Origin of the sequence: Ottowia cancrivicina (assembly GCF_029813755.1) — a bacterium.
Taxonomy (GTDB): Bacteria; Pseudomonadota; Gammaproteobacteria; order Burkholderiales; family Burkholderiaceae_C; genus Ottowia; species Ottowia massiliensis.
On sequence record NZ_JARVII010000006.1, the window covers coordinates 1 to 17,701 of the forward strand.

General features: G+C 65.2%; 17 protein-coding genes and 1 tRNA gene. 10 read left to right on the forward strand and 8 right to left on the reverse strand.

The annotated features are described in order from the left end of the window. A partial coding sequence (locus QB898_RS04255) for an SdrD B-like domain-containing protein (protein ID WP_279523935.1) occupies window positions 1–3,684 on the reverse strand: 3,684 nt, incomplete at its 3' end. A gap of 172 nt (window positions 3,685–3,856) precedes the next feature. Here QB898_RS04255 and hisS point away from each other — a divergent pair. From hisS to QB898_RS04305, 10 genes are all read left to right on the forward strand, one after another. Next, window positions 3,857–5,152, forward strand: a complete 1,296-nt coding sequence (gene hisS, locus QB898_RS04260) for a histidine--tRNA ligase (RefSeq protein WP_279523936.1) — start codon at window positions 3,857–3,859, stop codon at window positions 5,150–5,152. Window positions 5,153–5,348: 196 nt separating this feature from the next. Then, a complete protein-coding gene (locus QB898_RS04265; RefSeq protein ID WP_279523937.1) occupies window positions 5,349–6,029 on the forward strand; it encodes a YfgM family protein in 681 nt (226 codons plus the stop codon). After that, window positions 6,026–7,153: an outer membrane protein assembly factor BamB gene (bamB, locus tag QB898_RS04270; protein ID WP_279523938.1), complete on the forward strand. Its 1,128-nt coding sequence runs from the start codon at window positions 6,026–6,028 to the stop codon at window positions 7,151–7,153. Before QB898_RS04265 ends, bamB begins: the two co-directional genes overlap by 4 nt. Before the next feature lie 26 nt (window positions 7,154–7,179). Continuing rightward, window positions 7,180–8,526, forward strand: a complete 1,347-nt coding sequence (gene der, locus QB898_RS04275; protein WP_279523939.1) for a ribosome biogenesis GTPase Der — start codon at window positions 7,180–7,182, stop codon at window positions 8,524–8,526. A 150-nt stretch (window positions 8,527–8,676) separates the two neighbouring features. After that, the gene (gene hfq, locus QB898_RS04280) at window positions 8,677–8,928 is read left to right on the forward strand and encodes an RNA chaperone Hfq (protein WP_050716411.1); all 252 of its coding nucleotides are present in this window, start codon (window positions 8,677–8,679) and stop codon (window positions 8,926–8,928) included. A 274-nt stretch (window positions 8,929–9,202) separates the two neighbouring features. Beyond that, complete coding sequence (gene hflX / locus QB898_RS04285) at window positions 9,203–10,522, forward strand: GTPase HflX (RefSeq protein ID WP_279523940.1); 1,320 nt, start codon at window positions 9,203–9,205, stop codon at window positions 10,520–10,522. Beyond that, window positions 10,519–11,943: an FtsH protease activity modulator HflK gene (hflK, locus tag QB898_RS04290; RefSeq protein WP_279523941.1), complete on the forward strand. Its 1,425-nt coding sequence runs from the start codon at window positions 10,519–10,521 to the stop codon at window positions 11,941–11,943. Before hflX ends, hflK begins: the two co-directional genes overlap by 4 nt. Before the next feature lie 21 nt (window positions 11,944–11,964). Further along, a complete protein-coding gene (hflC, locus tag QB898_RS04295; RefSeq protein WP_050715005.1) occupies window positions 11,965–12,855 on the forward strand; it encodes a protease modulator HflC in 891 nt (296 codons plus the stop codon). 137 nt (window positions 12,856–12,992) lie between these two features. Next, the gene (locus QB898_RS04300) at window positions 12,993–13,421 is read left to right on the forward strand and encodes a universal stress protein (protein WP_050716412.1); all 429 of its coding nucleotides are present in this window, start codon (window positions 12,993–12,995) and stop codon (window positions 13,419–13,421) included. A 268-nt stretch (window positions 13,422–13,689) separates the two neighbouring features. Continuing rightward, window positions 13,690–13,947: a hypothetical protein gene (locus QB898_RS04305; protein ID WP_279523942.1), complete on the forward strand. Its 258-nt coding sequence runs from the start codon at window positions 13,690–13,692 to the stop codon at window positions 13,945–13,947. 42 nt (window positions 13,948–13,989) lie between these two features. Here QB898_RS04305 and QB898_RS04310 read toward each other — a convergent pair. The 7 genes from QB898_RS04310 to QB898_RS04340 form a co-directional block, all read right to left on the reverse strand. Beyond that, window positions 13,990–14,080, reverse strand: a tRNA-Ser gene (locus QB898_RS04310). A 197-nt stretch (window positions 14,081–14,277) separates the two neighbouring features. Continuing rightward, window positions 14,278–14,694, reverse strand: coding sequence for an organic hydroperoxide resistance protein (locus tag QB898_RS04315; RefSeq protein WP_050715007.1), 417 nt, complete (start codon window positions 14,692–14,694; stop codon window positions 14,278–14,280). Then, window positions 14,691–15,161 (reverse strand): MarR family winged helix-turn-helix transcriptional regulator, encoded by a 471-nt coding sequence (locus QB898_RS04320; RefSeq protein WP_279523943.1) that lies wholly within the window; start codon window positions 15,159–15,161, stop codon window positions 14,691–14,693. The genes QB898_RS04315 and QB898_RS04320 overlap by 4 nt, the downstream gene beginning before the upstream one ends. A gap of 328 nt (window positions 15,162–15,489) precedes the next feature. Further along, entirely contained in the window at window positions 15,490–15,681 is a 192-nt protein-coding gene (gene hemP / locus QB898_RS04325; RefSeq protein WP_279523944.1) for a hemin uptake protein HemP, read from the reverse strand. 42 nt (window positions 15,682–15,723) lie between these two features. Beyond that, window positions 15,724–16,140 carry an ExbD/TolR family protein gene (locus QB898_RS04330; protein ID WP_371256920.1) on the reverse strand — a complete coding sequence of 139 codons (417 nt, stop codon included), beginning with the start codon at window positions 16,138–16,140 and terminating at the stop codon, window positions 15,724–15,726. Window positions 16,141–16,151: 11 nt separating this feature from the next. Beyond that, the gene (locus QB898_RS04335) at window positions 16,152–16,868 is read right to left on the reverse strand and encodes a MotA/TolQ/ExbB proton channel family protein (RefSeq protein ID WP_279523946.1); all 717 of its coding nucleotides are present in this window, start codon (window positions 16,866–16,868) and stop codon (window positions 16,152–16,154) included. Between the two features lie 34 nt (window positions 16,869–16,902). Then, on the reverse strand, window positions 16,903–17,682 hold the full coding sequence (locus QB898_RS04340) for an energy transducer TonB (protein ID WP_279523947.1): 780 nt from the start codon (window positions 17,680–17,682) through the stop codon (window positions 16,903–16,905). Window positions 17,683–17,701: the final 19 nt, after the last annotated feature.

Below are 17,701 nucleotides of genomic sequence, written 5' to 3' on the forward strand. Positions count from 1 at the left end.
GGCTTCGCGGTAGACGCGGCCGGAGACCGTCACGCCGGAGCCGCCTCCGATCTGGGTTTCAGCAAAGTTGTTGCCGGTCGAGCCTGTGGCAGGCAGGTTGGCGATGGTGATGGTGCTGTTGCCTGTGCCGCTGCTGCCGGTGTCGCCCGTGGCGGCCGTGCCGCGCGTGTTGTAGGCGTTGGCGTAGCCCGTGGGCTGGGTTTCCACCACGGTGCATTGCGCGCCTGCGGTCAGGCCGCCAAAGCGGTAGGAGCCGTCAGCGCCCGTTGTGGTTGTGGCGGTGTGCACGGGGTTGGTGCAGGCCAGCGTCAGGGTCACGCCGCTGATGCCAGGGTCGGTGGCGTTGCCGTCATCGGTGGTATTGGCGGGCGAGCTGGCTTCGCGGTAGACGCGGCCGGCGATGAAGGTGCTCGTGTCCTTCACTTTGGTGAGCACGCGGTTGGAGCCAGGGTTGCGCGCCAGCAGGGTGGCGGAGTCGGCGCGGTAGTCGTTCACGTACTGGTTGCCGTCGCTGTTGCCGCTGGCAATGACCGGGACGATGAGTTCATACGCCGTGTTGATGGGCACGGTGCCGGTGCGGCCATAGGCCAGGGCCATGAAGGCTGTGGCATCGCCAATGGCGGCCGGGCAGTTGGCCGAGCCGAATTGCGCCACGGTGCACCAGTTGGTGCTGCTGGCGCTGTTGCTGCCGGTACCCTGCACGTTGTGGCTGGCGTCGTTGGGACTGTTGCGGTTGATGTGGGCCGGGGCATTGCTGGTGTAGAGCACCACCATCGCGGGGTCGGCTGTGAGCGCATGCCCGGCCACGGGGGCGGCAATGGGCGCTGCGAGCTTGAGCGCGCCCGCGTAGCTGCTGCTGCGGCCATCGCTGGCGTAGGGCAGCACGTCAAGAATGCGCAGCTGGTCCAGGTGGGTGCCGGTGGCGGCGTAGTACAGCGTGTAGGTGAAGCCCGTGTTGAGCGGCACTTCAGCGTGGCTCACGCTCTTTTTGAGCAGCACGGTGGTTTCGGCGCGCGTGCGCACTTTCCAGTTGCTGAAGCTGCAGCTCTGGCCGCTTTTGCAGACAAAGCCGTTGGCGCCACGGTAGATGGCCTTCAGGCGGCCATTGGCCGTGGAGTCGGCAAAAGTGGAGTTGAGCAGCTGCACGCCATTGGGCGCCGAGAGGCTGACCTGCGCCTGATAGCGCAGGGGCGGCAGATTGGCTGCCGCGCTGCCCAGCTGGGTGTGCTTGACGGGCTGGTTGGGCAGCGTCCACTTGCACGCCGTGTAGCCTGTGGGCACCGAGTTGGCGTCAAAGGGGCCGCCGGAAGGCGTTGTGCCAGCGGCAGAGCAGTCGGGATCGGCAATGGCCGTGCCGCCCAGCGTGCTGGTGCCGGGCATGTAGCTCATGTGTTGCGGCAGTACGTCCCACACGGTGACGGTGGTGGTGTGGTCAGCCGTGGAGCTGGCGGCGTTGACGGTGATCTTGTAGTCCAGCAGGCTGCCGGGGGCCACGGCGCGGCCATCCAGCAGTGAAGCGTCGTTTTCCGATTTGCTGACGGCGATGTATTCCGTTTCGCGGATGCGCATCACGTCGCTGCCCTGCCTGATGTTGCCTGGCGCTATTTGCCACATGGCCTGGTTGGGCGCAATGGCGCCCAGCGTGGAGTCGCCCTGCGCGAAGGCGCGGCCCGGCGCGTTGTCCGTGCCGGAGAAGGCATAGGTGGCATTGGCCTGCAACGGGATGTAGTAGAGGGTATTGACCGCCTTGCCGTAGGTGCTGTAGGAGCCGCGAACGCGGGTGATGTCTTTCAGGCTCTTGCCTGCGGCCTGCAGCGAGGCGATGGAGTCGTACCAGGTCACGCCGTCCGAGTCGCCGCAAGTGCTGTCGGACTGGGCCGAGCCGCTCCAGGCCACGCTAGGCCACGTGTCGGGATATTCCGTGGTGTTGGTGTTGTAGCTGTTCCAGGTGCCGCTGGCGGAGATGCCATTGCCGCCCACGCCCAGCTCCCAGGTCACGGCGGCCGAGCCTGCTTGCGGCAAGGTCAGGATGCCCGTTTTCACGTCCACCCGGGAATCGCTGGACGGCAAGGCGTTGGCGAAGCTCAGGCGCGTGTTGTCGATGCGCTCGCAGATGTAGCCGGCAGGCATGTCGTCAGTGCCGGCGTTGATGACGTGCAGCCGCGCGTCAAAGTGCTGGCCGGGGCCAGCCTGCCGCACGTAGGTATCGTCCGAAAGGGAAGGGTCTGCGATGGCGTAGGTCACGCCCGCCTTGCGCGAGCCGCCGGGGCGCAGCGAATACAGCTTGCTGAGCGAGCCGCCCGTGGTGCGGCGCACAAGCGCCTTGTCCTCGCCGCTGGAAGGCGGATTGGCCTGCCCGGTAACGGATGTGCCGTTAAGCGAGACCTTGTTGATGACTTCTTCGTAAACGTTGGGCGTGAAATCAGTCACCGGAGCCCACAGCAGCACGGACTTGCTGGCCACCCACCACTGGTTGGCCGAATCCAGCAGGTTGCTCGTATTGACCACGGTGCCCGGACCGGTGCCCTTGCGCGTGGGGTAGTGCTTAAGCGAGAAGTCCACGCCCGATACCGTCAGCGTGGCCGTCTTCGCACCCACATTCACGCTGGTGGCCTTGCAGTCGCCGCCGTTGGCCACGGTGGTGTTGTCGGTGGAAACCGCACCGGTGTCATTGACTTCGAAATAGGTGTTGTCAAACCCGTTGCCCAGGCGGGTCAGGGAGTAATCCCAGTTGCCGCAACCGTCGTGCTTGCCTGCGCCCATGAGCGCGCGGGCGAAACCGGGCACGTCAATGTTCCAATCAACCAGACGCAGGTTCGGAAACTTGGCGCCATTGTCAAAGTTGTCTTCCAGCGTGAAATCGGGCTTGAGCGCCTCCAGTCCCCGGCGCGCGCCCTCGGCATAAATCCCGATGTTGTAGCCCATCACGTAGCCATCTTCGCCATTGGGGCCGGAGCGGGGTATGAACACGCCGCCGCCTGAAGAACGGGTTTTCTTCACCTTCCAGCGCGGCGCGGCGGAAACCGTGACCACGGGCGCGCCGTAGGTGGGCGTGCTGGGGTGCGAGGGTTCATTGAGCGTGCGGGGATTGGAGCGCGCCGGGTTGCCGTCGGACTGATATGTGACGGTGGGGGCGGCGATGGTGGCGCCGTTGGGCGCGCCGCCGCTGACGTGGTAGCTGAAAGACAGGTTGCTGCCGCTGAGCGGCTGCGGCTGGGCGCAAAAGAGCTTGAGGCCGTCGGCCGTGACGCCCGATACGCCCGCAGGCGGCGGATCGCTCACGGGCGTGGCCGAAATGTTCTGGCAGCCGTCCGCGCCGGAAGGAATGTCGGTCGCGCGGAAATACGCAATGCGCGGATTGGCCGGGCCGGTGTAGCCGGCAGGCAGCGTGGTGGCGCCCATCTCCAGCGTAACCAGGCTGTTGGCCGCTTCGGGAGCGAGCGTGTAGCTCACGCGGTACATCACCTGGTCATTGGTGCGCACGATGGCATCGGAAGGGGAGTTGTCCAGCCCCGCGCCCACCGAGCCGTCGAACGGCAGTGAACCAGACGCGCCCATGCCCATCGCAAAGTCGCTCACGGCCGCATGGGCTGACGAAGCCATGCAAGCCACTGCCAGCACAGACAGGCCAGCAGCCAGGCGCAGCCTTGCGCAGCGCGCGGCATCCGCACATGTTTGTTTCATATCAATATTCCGTATGAAGAAAATGAAAAGAAGCGCATCCTATCGGCAGTTCACATTTGTTTCAAGCGATCTATGCCGAACGGCAATAATCGCCAAATTATTCGTGTATTGAAACAAATATCTTGTTTCAATAAATTTTTTGCGACACATTTTGACTGGATGGGTTTTTGAAATGCTCTCTTCCCTGGCCGCCATCAAAGGCATGAACGACATCCTGCCGCCCGACTCCGCCCGCTGGGAGTGGCTGGAAGAGGTGGTGCGGCGCACCATGCGGCGCTTTGCCTTTGCCAACATCCGCACGCCCATCGTGGAGCACACGGCGCTGTTTGCGCGCGGGCTGGGCGAAAACACCGATGTAGTGGAAAAGGAGATGTATTCCTTTCAGGACCGCAACGACAAATACGGCGACGCCGACCACCTCACCTTGCGTCCTGAAAACACCGCTGGCGTGGTGCGCGCCGCCATTGAGCACAACTTGCTGTATGGCGGCGGCCAGCGTCTGTATTACATGGGCCCCATGTTCCGGCGCGAGCGGCCCCAGCGCGGGCGCTACCGGCAGTTTCACCAGATTGGCGCGGAAGCACTGGGCTTTGCGGGCGCGCAGGTGGATGCCGAAATGATTTTGCTGGCCGTGGCCTTGTGGCGCGAGCTGGGCATCAGCCGCTGGCGGCTGGAACTCAACAGCCTGGGCCAGCCCGAAGAGCGCCGCGAGCACCGCGCCGCCCTCATCGCCTACTTTGAAGCGCACGCCAGCGAGCTGGACGAAGACGCCCGCCGCCGCCTGCATGCCAATCCGCTGCGCATTCTGGACACCAAAAACCCCGCCATGCAGGCGCTGGTGGAAGGCGCGCCACGGCTCATGGACTATCTGGGCGAGGCTTCGCTGGCTCACTTTCATGCCGTGCAGGCCATGCTGGATGCGGCCGGCGTGCCCTGGAGCGTGAACCCGCGCCTGGTGCGCGGGCTGGATTACTACAACCTCACTGTTTTTGAATTCATCACCGACAGCCTGGGCGCGCAAGGCACCATCTGCGGCGGCGGCCGCTATGACTATCTGATTGGCCAGATGGGCGGCAAGCCCGCCCCCGCCGTGGGCTGGGCCATCGGCGCGGAGCGCGTGCTGGAGCTGCTGAAAGAAGAAGGCGTGGCCGCGCCGCAAAGCGTGCCTGATGCCTACGCCATCATCCCCGACGCCGCTGCGCTGCCGCAGGCCATGCGCTGTCTGCACGCGCTGCGCGCACAAGGCGTGGCCGTGCAAATGCACGCCAGCGCCGAAGAAGCGCCAGGCAGCATGAAAAGCCAGTTCAAACGGGCCGACGCCAGCGGCGCGCGCTTTGCCCTCATCTTCGGCGCCGACGAGCTGGCCGCCGGCCAGGTCACGCTCAAAGCCCTGCGCGACGGCGCAGGCGAGCAAACGCGCCAGCCGCTGGACGGCGTGGCCGCCTGGAGCCGCGCGCTGCTGGCGTGAGCTTGGCCAGCAGGCCCTACTTGCTCCTTTATTAAGAGCATGATGTCCTAGTAGAAAGTGCGCTGAAGCCGTTTTCAGCCTCTTTAATTCGCTCCTCTTTTTGAGCTGCTTCCCGCTGAGCGCGGCGGTGGCGGCTCGCCCTAGAATGCGCCGCTTCATTTGACCACCCCCCGCGCCGCGCGCAAGACACCGCATCATGGCAACACAGCACTTGGACCTTGAAGAGCAGGAACAGCTCGCCCAGCTCAAACACTTCTGGAACCGCTGGGGCAACCTCATTACCTGGGCGCTCATTGCCGTGCTTGGCGCGTTCGCCGCCTGGAACGGCTGGAACTTCTGGCAGCAGCGGCAAGCCGTGCAGGCCGCCGCCCTGTATGACCAGATGGAAGCGGCCACGCAAGCCGGCGATGTGGAGCGCACCACGCGCGTGCTCGCTGACATGCAGGCCAGTTACCCCGGCGCCGAATACACCGCGCAAGCCGCGCTGCTGGCCGCCAAGACGCTGGTGGAAAAGGAAAAAACCGCCGAAGCCAAGGCGGCGCTGGCCTGGGTGGCCGAGAAGGCGGCCGACAGCGGGCTGCAAGCCACAGCCCGCCTGCGCCTGGCCTCCCTTCTGTACGCCGACAAGGCGTATGACGAGGCGCTGCAACAGCTCTCCGCTAGCTTCGCCCCCCCCTTCGCACCGCTGGCGGCCGACCGCCGTGGCGACGTGCTGCTGGCGCAAGGCAAAAAAGACCTGGCCATTGCCGAATACGGCAAGGCGTATCAGGGCCTGTCGCAAGAGCGCGCCGAATACCGCCGCCTGGTGGGCATCAAACTGACGGCGCTGGGCATTGACCCCGAAGCGGGGGCGGCAAAGTCGGGAGAAGCGAAATGAAAGCCCCGCGTTTTTCCCTCTGCGCCGCCGCGCTGGCCGCCGCGCTGCTGGCGGCGTGCTCGTCTGGCTCGCCCCGGCCTGAACCGGCCAAGCTGCAAGCCATTGATCCCGTGATTGACGTCAGCCAGGCCTGGGCGGCCAAGCTCGGCAGCACGGTCAATTTCCCCTTGCAGCCGCAAGTGCTGGGCAATCGCGTGGTGCTGGCCGCCGATGACGGCACGGTGGCCGAGTTTGACGCCGCCAACGGCCAGCGCCTGTGGAGCGCGAACGCAGGCGACGCGCTCACCGCCGGCGTGGGCAGCGACGGCCACACCAGCGCCGTGGTCACCCGCAGCAACCAAGTGGTGGCGCTGGCCGAGGGCCGCGTGCTCTGGAAACACAAGCTGGGCACGCAAAGCTACACCGCGCCGCTGGTGGCGGGCGGGCGCGTGTTCGTGCTGGGCGCTGACCGCTCGCTCACGGCGCTGGATGGCCGCACGGGCGCGCGCCTGTGGCACGCCGACCGCCAGGCCGAGCCGCTGGTGCTGCGCCAGTCGGGCGTGCTGCTGGCCGTGGGCAACACGCTGGTGGCGGGCCTGTCGGGCCGCCTGGCGGGCGTGGACCCGGACACGGGCGCTTCCCGCTGGGAAGTGCCGCTGGCCGCTGCGCGCGGCGTGAACGATGTGGAAAAACTCGTTGATCTGGTCGGTCCCGTGAGCCGGCAAGGCAGCGTCATTTGCGCCCGCGCCTTTCAGGCCGCCGTGGGCTGCGTGGACGCAGCCAGCGGCAAGCTGCTGTGGAACAAGCCCGCCAAGGGCGATGCAGGCGTGCGCGGCAACGAGCAAAGCCTGTTCGGCGCGGAGTCCGACGGCCAGCTAGTGGCCTGGAAGGCCGCCACTGGCGAGCGCATCTGGAGCACCAAAGAGCTGCTCTGGCGGCGCCTGACCGCGCCGCTGGCGCTGGGCCGCTCGGTCATCGTGGGCGACGAAGAAGGCTGGCTGCACATGCTCTCGCGCGAAGACGGCAGCCCCGTCAACCGGCTGAAAACCGACGGCTCGCCCATTGCCGCCGCGCCCGTGGCGGCGGGCGGCGCGCTGGTGGCCGTCACCCGCTCCGGCGGCGTGTTCGCCTTCCGCCCCGACTGATGGACTGATTGCAGGCTGCGCGCGCGATGAAACCCGTTCTGGCCCTTGTGGGGCGGCCCAATGTGGGCAAATCCACGCTGTTCAACCGCCTGACCAAAAGCCGCGACGCCATCGTGGCCGACTTTGCGGGCCTCACGCGCGACCGCCACTACGGCACGGGCCGCATGGGGCAGCGCGAATACATCGTGATCGACACCGGCGGCTTCGAGCCGGAAGCGGGCGAAGGCAGCATCTTTCGCGAAATGGCCCGCCAGACGCGGCAGGCCATTGCCGAGGCCGATGCCGTCATCTTCGTGGTGGACGCGCGCGCGGGCCTGGCCGGGCAAGACCACGACATCGCCAATGAACTGCGCCGCCTGGGCAAGCCCTGCCTGCTGGTGGCCAACAAGGCCGAAGGCATGCGCGAAGGCGCGCAGCTGGCCGAGTTCTACGAACTGGGGCTGGGCGAAGTCATCGCCGTCTCCGCCGCCCACGGGCAAGGCGTGCGCTCCATGCTCGACCGCGCGCTGGACGCGCTGGGCCTGCCCGAGCCTGATGACGAACAGCCGGCGCAAGACGAACACAGCCCCATCCGCCTGGCCGTGGCGGGCCGCCCCAACGTGGGCAAGTCCACGCTCATCAACACCTGGCTGGGCGAAGAGCGCCTGGTGGCTTTTGACCTGCCCGGCACCACGCGCGACGCCATCACCGTGCCCTTCGAGCGCGGCGGCCAGATGTTCGAGCTGATCGACACGGCGGGCCTGCGCCGCAAGGGCCGCGTGTTCGAGGCCGTGGAAAAGTTTTCCGTCGTCAAAACCTTGCAGGCCATTGAATCGGCCAACGTCGTTCTTTTGCTGCTGGACGCCACGCAAGGCGTGACCGACCAGGACGCGCACATTGCCGGCTTCATCCACGAAACGGGCCGCGCCGTGGTGCTGGCCGTGAACAAGTGGGACGCGGTGGACGCCTACCAGCGCCAGCTCGTGCAGCGCAGCATCGAGGCGCGGCTGGCCTTCATGAAGTTCGCCGAGCTGCATTTCATCTCTGCCCAAAAGCGCCAGGGCCTGGCCCCGCTGTGGGGCGCCATTGCCCGCGCCCGCCAGGCCGCCATGCGCAAGCTGCCCACGCCGCAGCTCACGCGCCTGCTGCATGAAGCCGTGCAGTTCCAGGCCCCCAAGCGCAGCGGCATGTACCGCCCCAAGCTGCGCTACGCGCACCAGGGCGGCATGAACCCGCCCGTCGTCGTCATTCACGGCAACTCGCTCGAAGGCGTGACCGACGCCTACAAGCGCTACCTGGAAGGACGCTTTCGCAAGGCGTTCGATCTGACAGGCACGCCGCTGCGCATCGAGCTGAAAAGCGCCCGCAACCCCTATGCGGACAAGGCGCCCTGACGCACTGCCCCTCTTGAAGCGGCGGCCCGCATCCCCAGATGCCAGCGGCTGCCGCGTTGGCGCGGGCTTCACGCGCGGAGCCAGACAGGCTCTGAAACCCCGTGCTATGGTGTAGCTTCCTTTCCACTACTTTTGAACACGGAAAATATCGTGAGCAACAAAGGACAACTCCTCCAAGACCCCTTCCTCAACACCCTGCGCCGCGAGCACGTGCCGGTGTCCATCTACCTGGTCAATGGCATCAAGCTGCAAGGGCAGATTGAGTCGTTTGACCAATACGTCGTGCTGCTGCGCAACACCGTCACGCAAATGGTTTACAAGCACGCCATTTCCACCATCGTGCCGGGCCGCGCCGTCAGCTTCTCCGTGGCGGCCGAAACACCCGCCGCCGAAGCGCCGTGAAAACCGCCCTCCCGCGCCCGGCATGACCGCCTCAAACGCTCCTGATCCAGGAGCGTTTGCCGTTTCTGGCGGCTCATTCGCCTGCCCGCTCCGCACGGCTCAGGCAAACAGGCGAAAGCGCATCTTCAATCAGCTCCTTCATTTGTAGCAAGCTTTCACGCTATACATGCGACAAACGGCTTTTCAAGGCCCCTGAATCAGCTTCCCTTTCAGTAGCAATCCGTCTCATGACAAAGCCTGCGCACAGCGGCCCCGGACTCTTTCTTCAGATACCTTGACTTCAAACGCCTCTTCCTTCACTTCCTCCCGCGCCGCTGAAGCGCCGCCAGCCGCCGTGCTAGTGGGCGTGGACTTTGGCGAGCCTCATTTCGATGCCGATTTGCAGGAGCTGGGCCTGCTGGCCGCCACGGCGGGCCTGAACCCCGTGGCGCGCATCACCTGCAAGCGGCGCGCGCCCGATGCCGCCTTGTTCGTGGGCAGCGGCAAGGCCGAGGAAATCCGCATGCTGGCCATTGAGCATGGCGCAAAGGAGGTGCTGTTCGATCAGGCGCTCTCGCCCGTGCAGCAGCGCAATCTGGAACAGGCCATCGGGCTGCCCGTCAATGACCGCACGCTGATCATTCTGGACATCTTCGCGCAGCGCGCCCGCAGCCACGAGGGCAAGCTGCAAGTGGAGCTGGCCCGCCTGCAATACCTGGCCACGCGCCTGGTGCGCCGCTGGAGCCACCTGGAGCGCCAGCAAGGCGGCATTGGCACGCGCGGCGGCCCCGGCGAAACGCAGATCGAGCTGGACCGCCGCATGATTGGCGAGGCCATCAAGCGCACCAAGGAGCGCCTGGCCAAAGTCAAACGCCAGCGCCAGACGCAGCGCCGCCAGCGCCAGCGGCGCGAGACGCTTTCCGTCTCGTTCGTGGGCTACACCAACGCGGGCAAGTCCACCTTGTTCAATGCGCTGACCAAGGCGCGCGCCTACGCTGCCGACCAGCTTTTCGCCACGCTGGACACCACCACGCGCCAGCTCTATCTGGCGGGCGCGGGCGAGGCCAGCGGCGCAGACGGGGCCAGCACAGAAACAGGCTGGACGGCCGGGCGCGTCGTTTCCCTGTCTGACACCGTGGGCTTCATCCGCGATTTGCCGCACGGCCTGATTGAAGCCTTCGAGGCCACTTTGCAGGAGGCGGCCGATGCCGATTTGCTGCTGCATGTGGTGGATGCTTCCAACCCCGGCCACCTTGAGCAAATGGATGAAGTGCGCCGCGTGCTGGGCGAAATTGGCGCGGCTGACGTTCCGCAGTGGCTCATCTTCAACAAGCTCGACGCGCTGCCCGAAAGCCAGCGCCCCGCACAACTGGCGGGCAGCATGGAAATGGAAGGCCGCCGCCTGCCGCGCCTGTTCGTCAGCGCCCGCAGCGGCGAGGGCCTGCCCGGGTTGCGCGCGGCTTTGTCCGAATGGGCCAGGCCGCACGGCCAGACGGCGCGGCTGCCGCAAGCCCAGCCTGCGTCTGAATCTGCATCTGAAACGCTTGGGCACAATCCGCCCCATTTCCCTTCCGCTTGCACGCCCGGCGATCCCCGGTTTTTGCCAGACGCATGACATCCAGCCTGTTTTCTTCCCTTTTGGCCCGCTTCTCGGGCCGCCTCCCGGGCCGCCGCCCCGCCGCCACGCTCAACCTGAATGACCCGCGCTGGGGCCGGGGCCATGAAGACCGCCCTGACGAGTCCAACGCCAGCCCGCCTCCCGAAGGCGCTGAAGGCGGCCAGCCGCAAGAACCCCAGCGCCCGCAGCCGCCAGAGCTGCCCCGCCCGCATTCGTCTGGCGGCGGCCAGCAGCCGCCTGATCTGGATGAGCTGTGGAACGACTTCAGCCGCAAGCTCGGCGGCCTTTTCGGCGGCAGCCCGCCGCCTGGCCGCCGTGGCCGCTCTTCGCCTTCTTCACCGGTTTCGCCCGGCAGCGCGGGCGCGGGCCTGGCCCTGCTGGCGGGCGCAGCCGCGCTCGTGTGGCTGGGCACGGGCTTTTTCATCGTGCAAGAAGGGCAAAACGCCGTCATCACCCAGTTCGGCCGGTACCACTCCACCGTGATGGACGCGGGCCTGCACTGGCGGCTGCCCTGGCCCATTCAGCGGCAGGAAACCGTCAATGTCACGCAAATCCGCTCGGTCGATGTGGGCGGCGACATCATCATCCCCGCCACTGGCCTGCGCACCTCGGCCATGCTCACGTCTGACGAAAACATCGTCGAAGTCAAGTTCGCCGTGCAATACCGCCTGAGCGACGCGCGCGCCTACCTGTTTGAAAGCAAGCTCCCCGACGACGCCCTTCGCCAGGCCAGCGAAAGCGCTGTGCGCGAAGTGCTGGGCAACATGAAGATGGACGCTGCCCTGTCGGAAGAGCGCGACCAGATCGCCCCCCGCGTGCGCGAGCTGACCCAGAAAATCCTGGACCGCTACCGCATCGGCATTGAAGTCATCGCCGTGAACATGCAGCAAGGCGGCGCGCAGCCGCCCGAGCAGGTGAAAGCCGCGTTTGACGACGTGAACAAGGCCAACCAGGAACGCGAGCGCGCCAAAAACCTGGCGCAGGCCTACGCCAACGACGTGGTGCCCCGCGCCAAAGGCGCCGCCGCCCGCCTCACGCAAGAAGCTGAAGGCTACAAGGCCCGCATCACCGCCCAGGCCGAAGGCGACGCCCAGCGCTTTGCCGCCGTCCTGGCCCAGTACCAGAAAGCGCCGCAAGTCACGCGCGAGCGCATGTATCTGGACGCCATGCAGGACATCTACGCCCGCGCCCGCAAAGTGCTGGTGGACAGCCGCGCTGGCGGCAACCTGCTTTACCTGCCGCTGGACAAGCTCATGCAGCAAACCGGCGCACCAGGCGAAGCCGGCAGCGCCGCCGCAAACCAGGCCGCAAGCCCCGCGAACGCCCAAGCCGCCCAGCCCGCGCAAGTGCCTGCCGCAGCAACCTACGCCCCCGACACCCGCGCGCGCGACAACGCCCGCAGCCGCGACTACCGCTAACCCACCGACAACTCGCCTTCCATGAACAAAACCGGATTCATCGGCGCCAGCCTCTTGCTCGCATTGGCCGCGCTGGCCTCCAGCCTGTTCGTGGTGGACCAGCGCCAGTTCGGCGTGGTCTACCAGTTCGGCCAAATCCAGCGCGTCATCAACGAACCGGGCCTGTATGGCAAGATTCCCCTCATCCAGACCGTCGCCTACATCGACAAGCGCCTGCTCACCCTCGACAGCCAGGACCTGCAACCGCTGCTCACCAAGGAAAAACAGCGCATCGTCATCGACTGGTACGCGCGCTGGCGCATCACCGACCCGCAAGCCTACGTGCGCAACTTCGGCAGCACCAGCGAAGGCGCGGGCGCGCAGCAGCTCAACCGCGTGGTGCGCAACGCCTTCCAGGAAGAAATCAACCGCCGCAACGTGCGCGAGCTGCTTTCTTCCCGGCGCGACGAAATGATGGCCGACGTCAAAAAAGAAGTGCTCGGCGCCGTGAGGGGCAGCAAGCCCTGGGGCATCGACGTCACCGACGTGCGCATCACCCGCATCGACTACGCCGAATCCATCACCAGCGACGTCTACCGCCGCATGGAAGCCGAACGCGAGCGCGTGGCCAAGGAGCTGCGCGCCACGGGCGCCGCCGAAGGCGAGCAAATCCGCGCCGAAGCCGACCGCCAGCGCGAAGTCATCCTGGCCGACGCCTACCGCGAAGCCCAGAAAATCAAGGGCGAAGGCGACAGCGCCGCCAACGCCGCCTACGCCGAAGCCTTTGGCAAAGACCCGCAATTTGCCCAGTTCTGGCGCAGCCTGGACGCCTGGCGCGCCAGCGTCGGCCAACAGGGCGACGTTCTGGTCATCGACCCTGCGGCCTCTGACTTTTTCAAGGGCATGCAGGCTGGCCCTGCCGCCAGACCTTGAAGGCCAGTCCCGGAAAGATGCTGTTGTTTTGATAGCTGCCCGCGCCCGTATTCAAAGGACTGGAGCCGTTTTTGCCCTTTTTTTGAATGGCCAGGCCGCGAACAGATTCTGAAATCCAGACAGGAGAGCACGACATGATGAAAATCCTTCTCGCCGTCGATGGCAGCCCCTACACCAAGAAAATGCTGGCCTACCTGGCCGCGCACGATGAGCTGCTGGGCAACGGCGCCCGGCATGCCTACACCGTCATCACCGTGCAGGCCGCCCTGCCCCCGCGCGCCCGCGCCGCCCTGAGCAAGGAAATGGTGGACGGCTACTATGCCGAAGAGGCCGCCAAGGTGCTTGACCCCGTTGCCAAATTCATGGCCCAGCATGGCGCAACGCCCGCCACCGTGGCCGCCATTGGCAGCGCGGGCGAAGAAATCGCCAAATACGCCGAGCAGGGCCAGTTCGACCTCATCGTCATGGGCGCGCGCGGCCACAGCCCTTTGAGCAAGCTCGTCATGGGTTCTGTCAGCACCAAGGTGCTGGCCAGTTGCAGCACGCCCGTGCTGCTCATTCGCTGATCATCTGCCCCGTGTGCCCCGTGGCAGCCTTTCCGCCAGTTCGCTGCAATTTCGATAGCTGTCAGCGCCCTATCCACGGGCGCTGGCGGCGTTTTTGTCTGCCCAACAGTCCTGACGCCCAAGCACTTCGGCAACGACGGCGGCTGGCCCATGCAAGCGCCACGGGCCTTGTTCAACGCGCTCTCCATCATCGCGCCAGGCAGCGGACTGATTCGTGGCAGAAAAAGAGCGGCAAAGTGGCCCATAGCAAAGACATCCAGGAGGCGGCATGACGCACGAAAAACAGGCTTCGGCCCGTCAGGGCTTCTGGCATCTATGGGGATGGCCTCTGGCGCTGGCCTTTGTCACTCTCACGGGCCTGACGGCGGCCCTGTTCAGCGAAGGCGGCTTTGGCGACTGGCTCGCCTCTGCCTGCCTGGCCGCGCCCGTGCTGGCATGCGTGTGGTTCGGCTGGCTGCGCCGCAGCAAGCGCAGACAGACAGCGGCGGAAGACGGGCCGGACCCAACGCCAGGCGCGCAGCCATAAAAAAACGCCCTTGCGGGCGTTTCGGCGCATGAGCGCGGCAAGTGGCGGAGAGAGAGGGATTCGAACCCTCGATACGGGAGAACCGTATACCGGATTTCGAGTCCGGCGCATTCGACCACTCTGCCATCTCTCCGCAAAGGGCAAGCGGCGGATTCTAGCGGACACGGCAATGGCGCCGCAGGAAGCGCCAAACCGGAACAATCGGAAGACCGCTTTTGAAACAGGAGCAAATTTGAGGAGCCAAAATCCCTTGATGTCCTAGTCGAATCTGGGAATCATGCTATTGGTAAAAGAGCAAAATGAACCCGCTCCGACTTGCTCCTAAAAGCATCAGGCCAGCTTGATTTCCACGGGGATATTGCCGCGCGTGGCATTGGAATAAGGGCAAACCTGGTGCGCGCCATCCACCAGGGCCTGCGCAGCGGCGCGGTCCATGCCGGGCAGGCTGACCGTCAGGCGCACGGCAATGCCAAAGCCATGAACGGTAGGGCCGAGATCGACTTCGGCATCCACCGCCAGATCGGCGGGCAGAGTGACGTTCTGCTTGCCCGCCACGACCTTGATGGCGCCAATGAAGCAGGCCGAATAGCCCGCTGCAAACATTTGCTCGGGGTTGGTTCCCGTGCCTTGTCCAGGCGAGCTGAGGGTGACTTGCAGGCGGCCATCATCGCTGCGTGCCTGGCCGTCGCGGCCGCCGGTGGTGTGCGTGCGGGCGGTGTAGAGCACTTTGTCAAGGGTAGTGGTCATGGTGTTTTCCTTTCGACAGGGGTTGAAGAAACGAGTTGCTGGCGCAGGGCGTGCAATTGAGAAGCAAGCGCCCTCGCCTCGGATGGAGCCAGGCCGGTGGCGGCCAGCATGCAGGCGGGCACGTGGGCCGCACGCTCGCGCAGCGCCCGGCCTGCGGGGGTCAAAACAATGCGCACGCGGCGCTCATCCTGCGCATCACGCTGGCGTTGCAACCAGCCTGCGGCCTGCATGCGCTTGAGCAGCGGCGTGAGGGTGCCTGAATCCAGCGCCACGCGCTCACCCAAAGCAGAGACACTGATGCCGTCTTCCTCCCACAGCGCCATGAGAGTGATGTACTGCGGATACGTCAGCCCCAGCTCACCCAGCAATGGCTGGTAGCGGCGCGTGAGCGCCAGCGAGGCGGCATAAACGGCAAAACACAGCTGCTGATCCAGCAGCTGTGTTTCGTCGGAGGAGGCGGAAGTCATGAGGGGGATTATTTTTGGCAATCAAATTGCTGTCAATTGAATTGCATAAAACAATGTCGTTGGCAAGGTCTATGACTGGCCAGCGCGCCGGAACACAAAACGGGATGGCTCATCGTCCAGAACGGCTGCGGTCAAGAAGACGATCCATGCCATGCCGCAATTGCGGCTGCGCTTTGAACGAAGTCAATCACTGCAAGACGGCTCGTCCTATCCTTTTCAGGGCTGGCGCGCTTCTTGACGTCAGAAATCTGGCGGGAAAGGCATTCCCGCTTCATATGAAAAACGCCTCACGCAGGAGGCGTTTTCAGTGAAAGGCGAAAACCTCGCCCTATTTGGTCAGGATGAGCTTTCCCTGCCGGGTGGCCTGGAGGCGGTACACCGCGCCGTTATGGATGATTTCGACCTGCTTGCGGCCCTGGAGAAGCTGCTCGCTGCGAATGGCAGCCAGGGCGGCGGGCGCAGATGGCTGGGAGGCTGGCTTGCCTGCAACAGCGGCGGCGCTGGCATGAGGCGAGGACATGGCTGAAGACTCCTTGGCTGATGGGAAAGGCAGGCAGCAGCCTCAGGGCTGCTTCTCTGGCTCGGTGATGAAACCTATCTTTTTCAGGCCAGCCTGCTGGGCGGCAGCCATGGCCTTCGCCACGCGCTCGTAGCGCACGTCTTTATCGCCGCGAATGTGCAAGTCAGGCTGAGGATTTCTGGCGGCAGCCTTGGCAAAGAGGCTGGAAAGCTCGCCGTCCGGCACGGGAGCGTCATCTATGAAATACGCGCCATCTGCCTGCACGGCCAGGCTGAGCGTCTGTGGTTTGGTGTCTTCCGGCTCGTTGCTGGCCTTAGGCAGCTCGATGGTGACGGAGTGCTTCATCACCGGAACGGTGATGATGAACACGATGAGCAGCACCAGCATGACATCAATGAACGGGATCATGTTGATCTCGCCCATGACTTCATCGGTGTTGTCGCTGACTTGTCCGGCCACGGCACTCTCCTTCAGGCTTTCTTCATGCGGATGATGTTGCCTTCGACCGAAGCGGCCGTGACCCGGGCGCCAGTGATGTAGAAGGCGTGCAGGTCATGCGCGAAGCGGTGCAGGCGGCCCAGAATGGCCTTGTTTCCGCGCACCAGCACGTTGTAGCCCAGCACGGCGGGAATGGCCACGGCCAGGCCAAAGCCGGTCATGATAAGCGCCTCGCCAATGGGGCCGGCCACCTTGTCAATGCTGGCCTGCCCCGACAGACCAATGCTCATGAGCGCGTGATAAATGCCCCAAACCGTGCCAAACAGCCCCACGAATGGTGCTGTAGAGCCGACCGAGGCCAGGATGACCAGGCCTGATTGCAGGCGGGCCGTGATGTTGTCGATGCTGTGGTTGAGCGCGCTGCGTATCCAGTCATTGATGTCGAGCGAATCATGCAGCTGAGGCGTGGTGGCGCGATAGTGGGCCGCGGCTTCTCGGCCTTCTTCCGCCACAAGCTTGAACGGGTTGTCTGCGCCGCTTCCCAGGCTGCCCAGGGCGGCATCCAGGTCAGCGTTGTGCCAGAAACCAGGCACCTTCCTGGCCTGTCCTTGCACACGCAGAATGCCCAGCCCCTTGATGATGATGACGCACCATGACAGCACGGACATGGATGCCAGAATGACGAACACGATGCGGGTGACGATGTCGCCCTGCGCCCAGAGGTGCATCAGGCCAAATTCAGAATTCATTTCTTGTTGCTCCAGATAAAACTGTTCAGATTGATCAATCGTTCAGCACCCATTTCACCGGGACGTTGAACCACATGTCTTCCGGCACGCCCAAGCGGGTGCCGGGCACGAAACGCCATTTGCGGACGGCTTCCAGGGCTGCCACATCCAGCCGCTCGAAGCCGCTGGATTTGTGAATGAGGACTTCCTTGGCGGAGCCATCGGCGCCGACCAGCACTTTCAGCATGACCGTTCCCGTTTCGCCCAGCCGCTTGCTCATGGGGGGGTATTGCGGTCTCGGGTTGTTCAGGTAGGAGGCCTTGCTGGAAGGCAGCGTCACATGCGGCTCGCCAGAGCCTGATGTGCCAGAGGGCGGCCCAGGCGGCCCCGGCGGCCCCGGCGGCCCGGAATATGCAACGGGCGGCGCTGGCTCCGGATCGGGCTGGACGTTTTCCGCAGGCGCAGGTGGCACTGACATGGCCGTGGGTGAGGCATCCGCCACTGGCAACGGCGCAGGCACAGGCGCTGGCTTGGGCGGCGCGGGCTGTTTTTTCGGCGGTTTGGGCTTGGGCTTGGGTGGCTTCGGCGGCAGCGGCTCGGGCGGCGGGGGAGCAGGCGGCGGCGGTTTGGGCGGCGTTGGCGCGGGTGGATCCGGCAGAGAAGGCGGCACCTCCTCAATGATGGGCACCGCCGCCGTGATCAGCTCAGCGGCAATGACCGGCACCCTGGGCGGCTCCAGCGGCGGGCGCTCCAGGCCGCGCTGCACGGCCAAAAGCGCACCGCCGTGCGCCAGCACCACAATGCCAGCCACCAGCAAATCGCGGCCAAGCTCCATTGGCTGTGCGAATGGATTG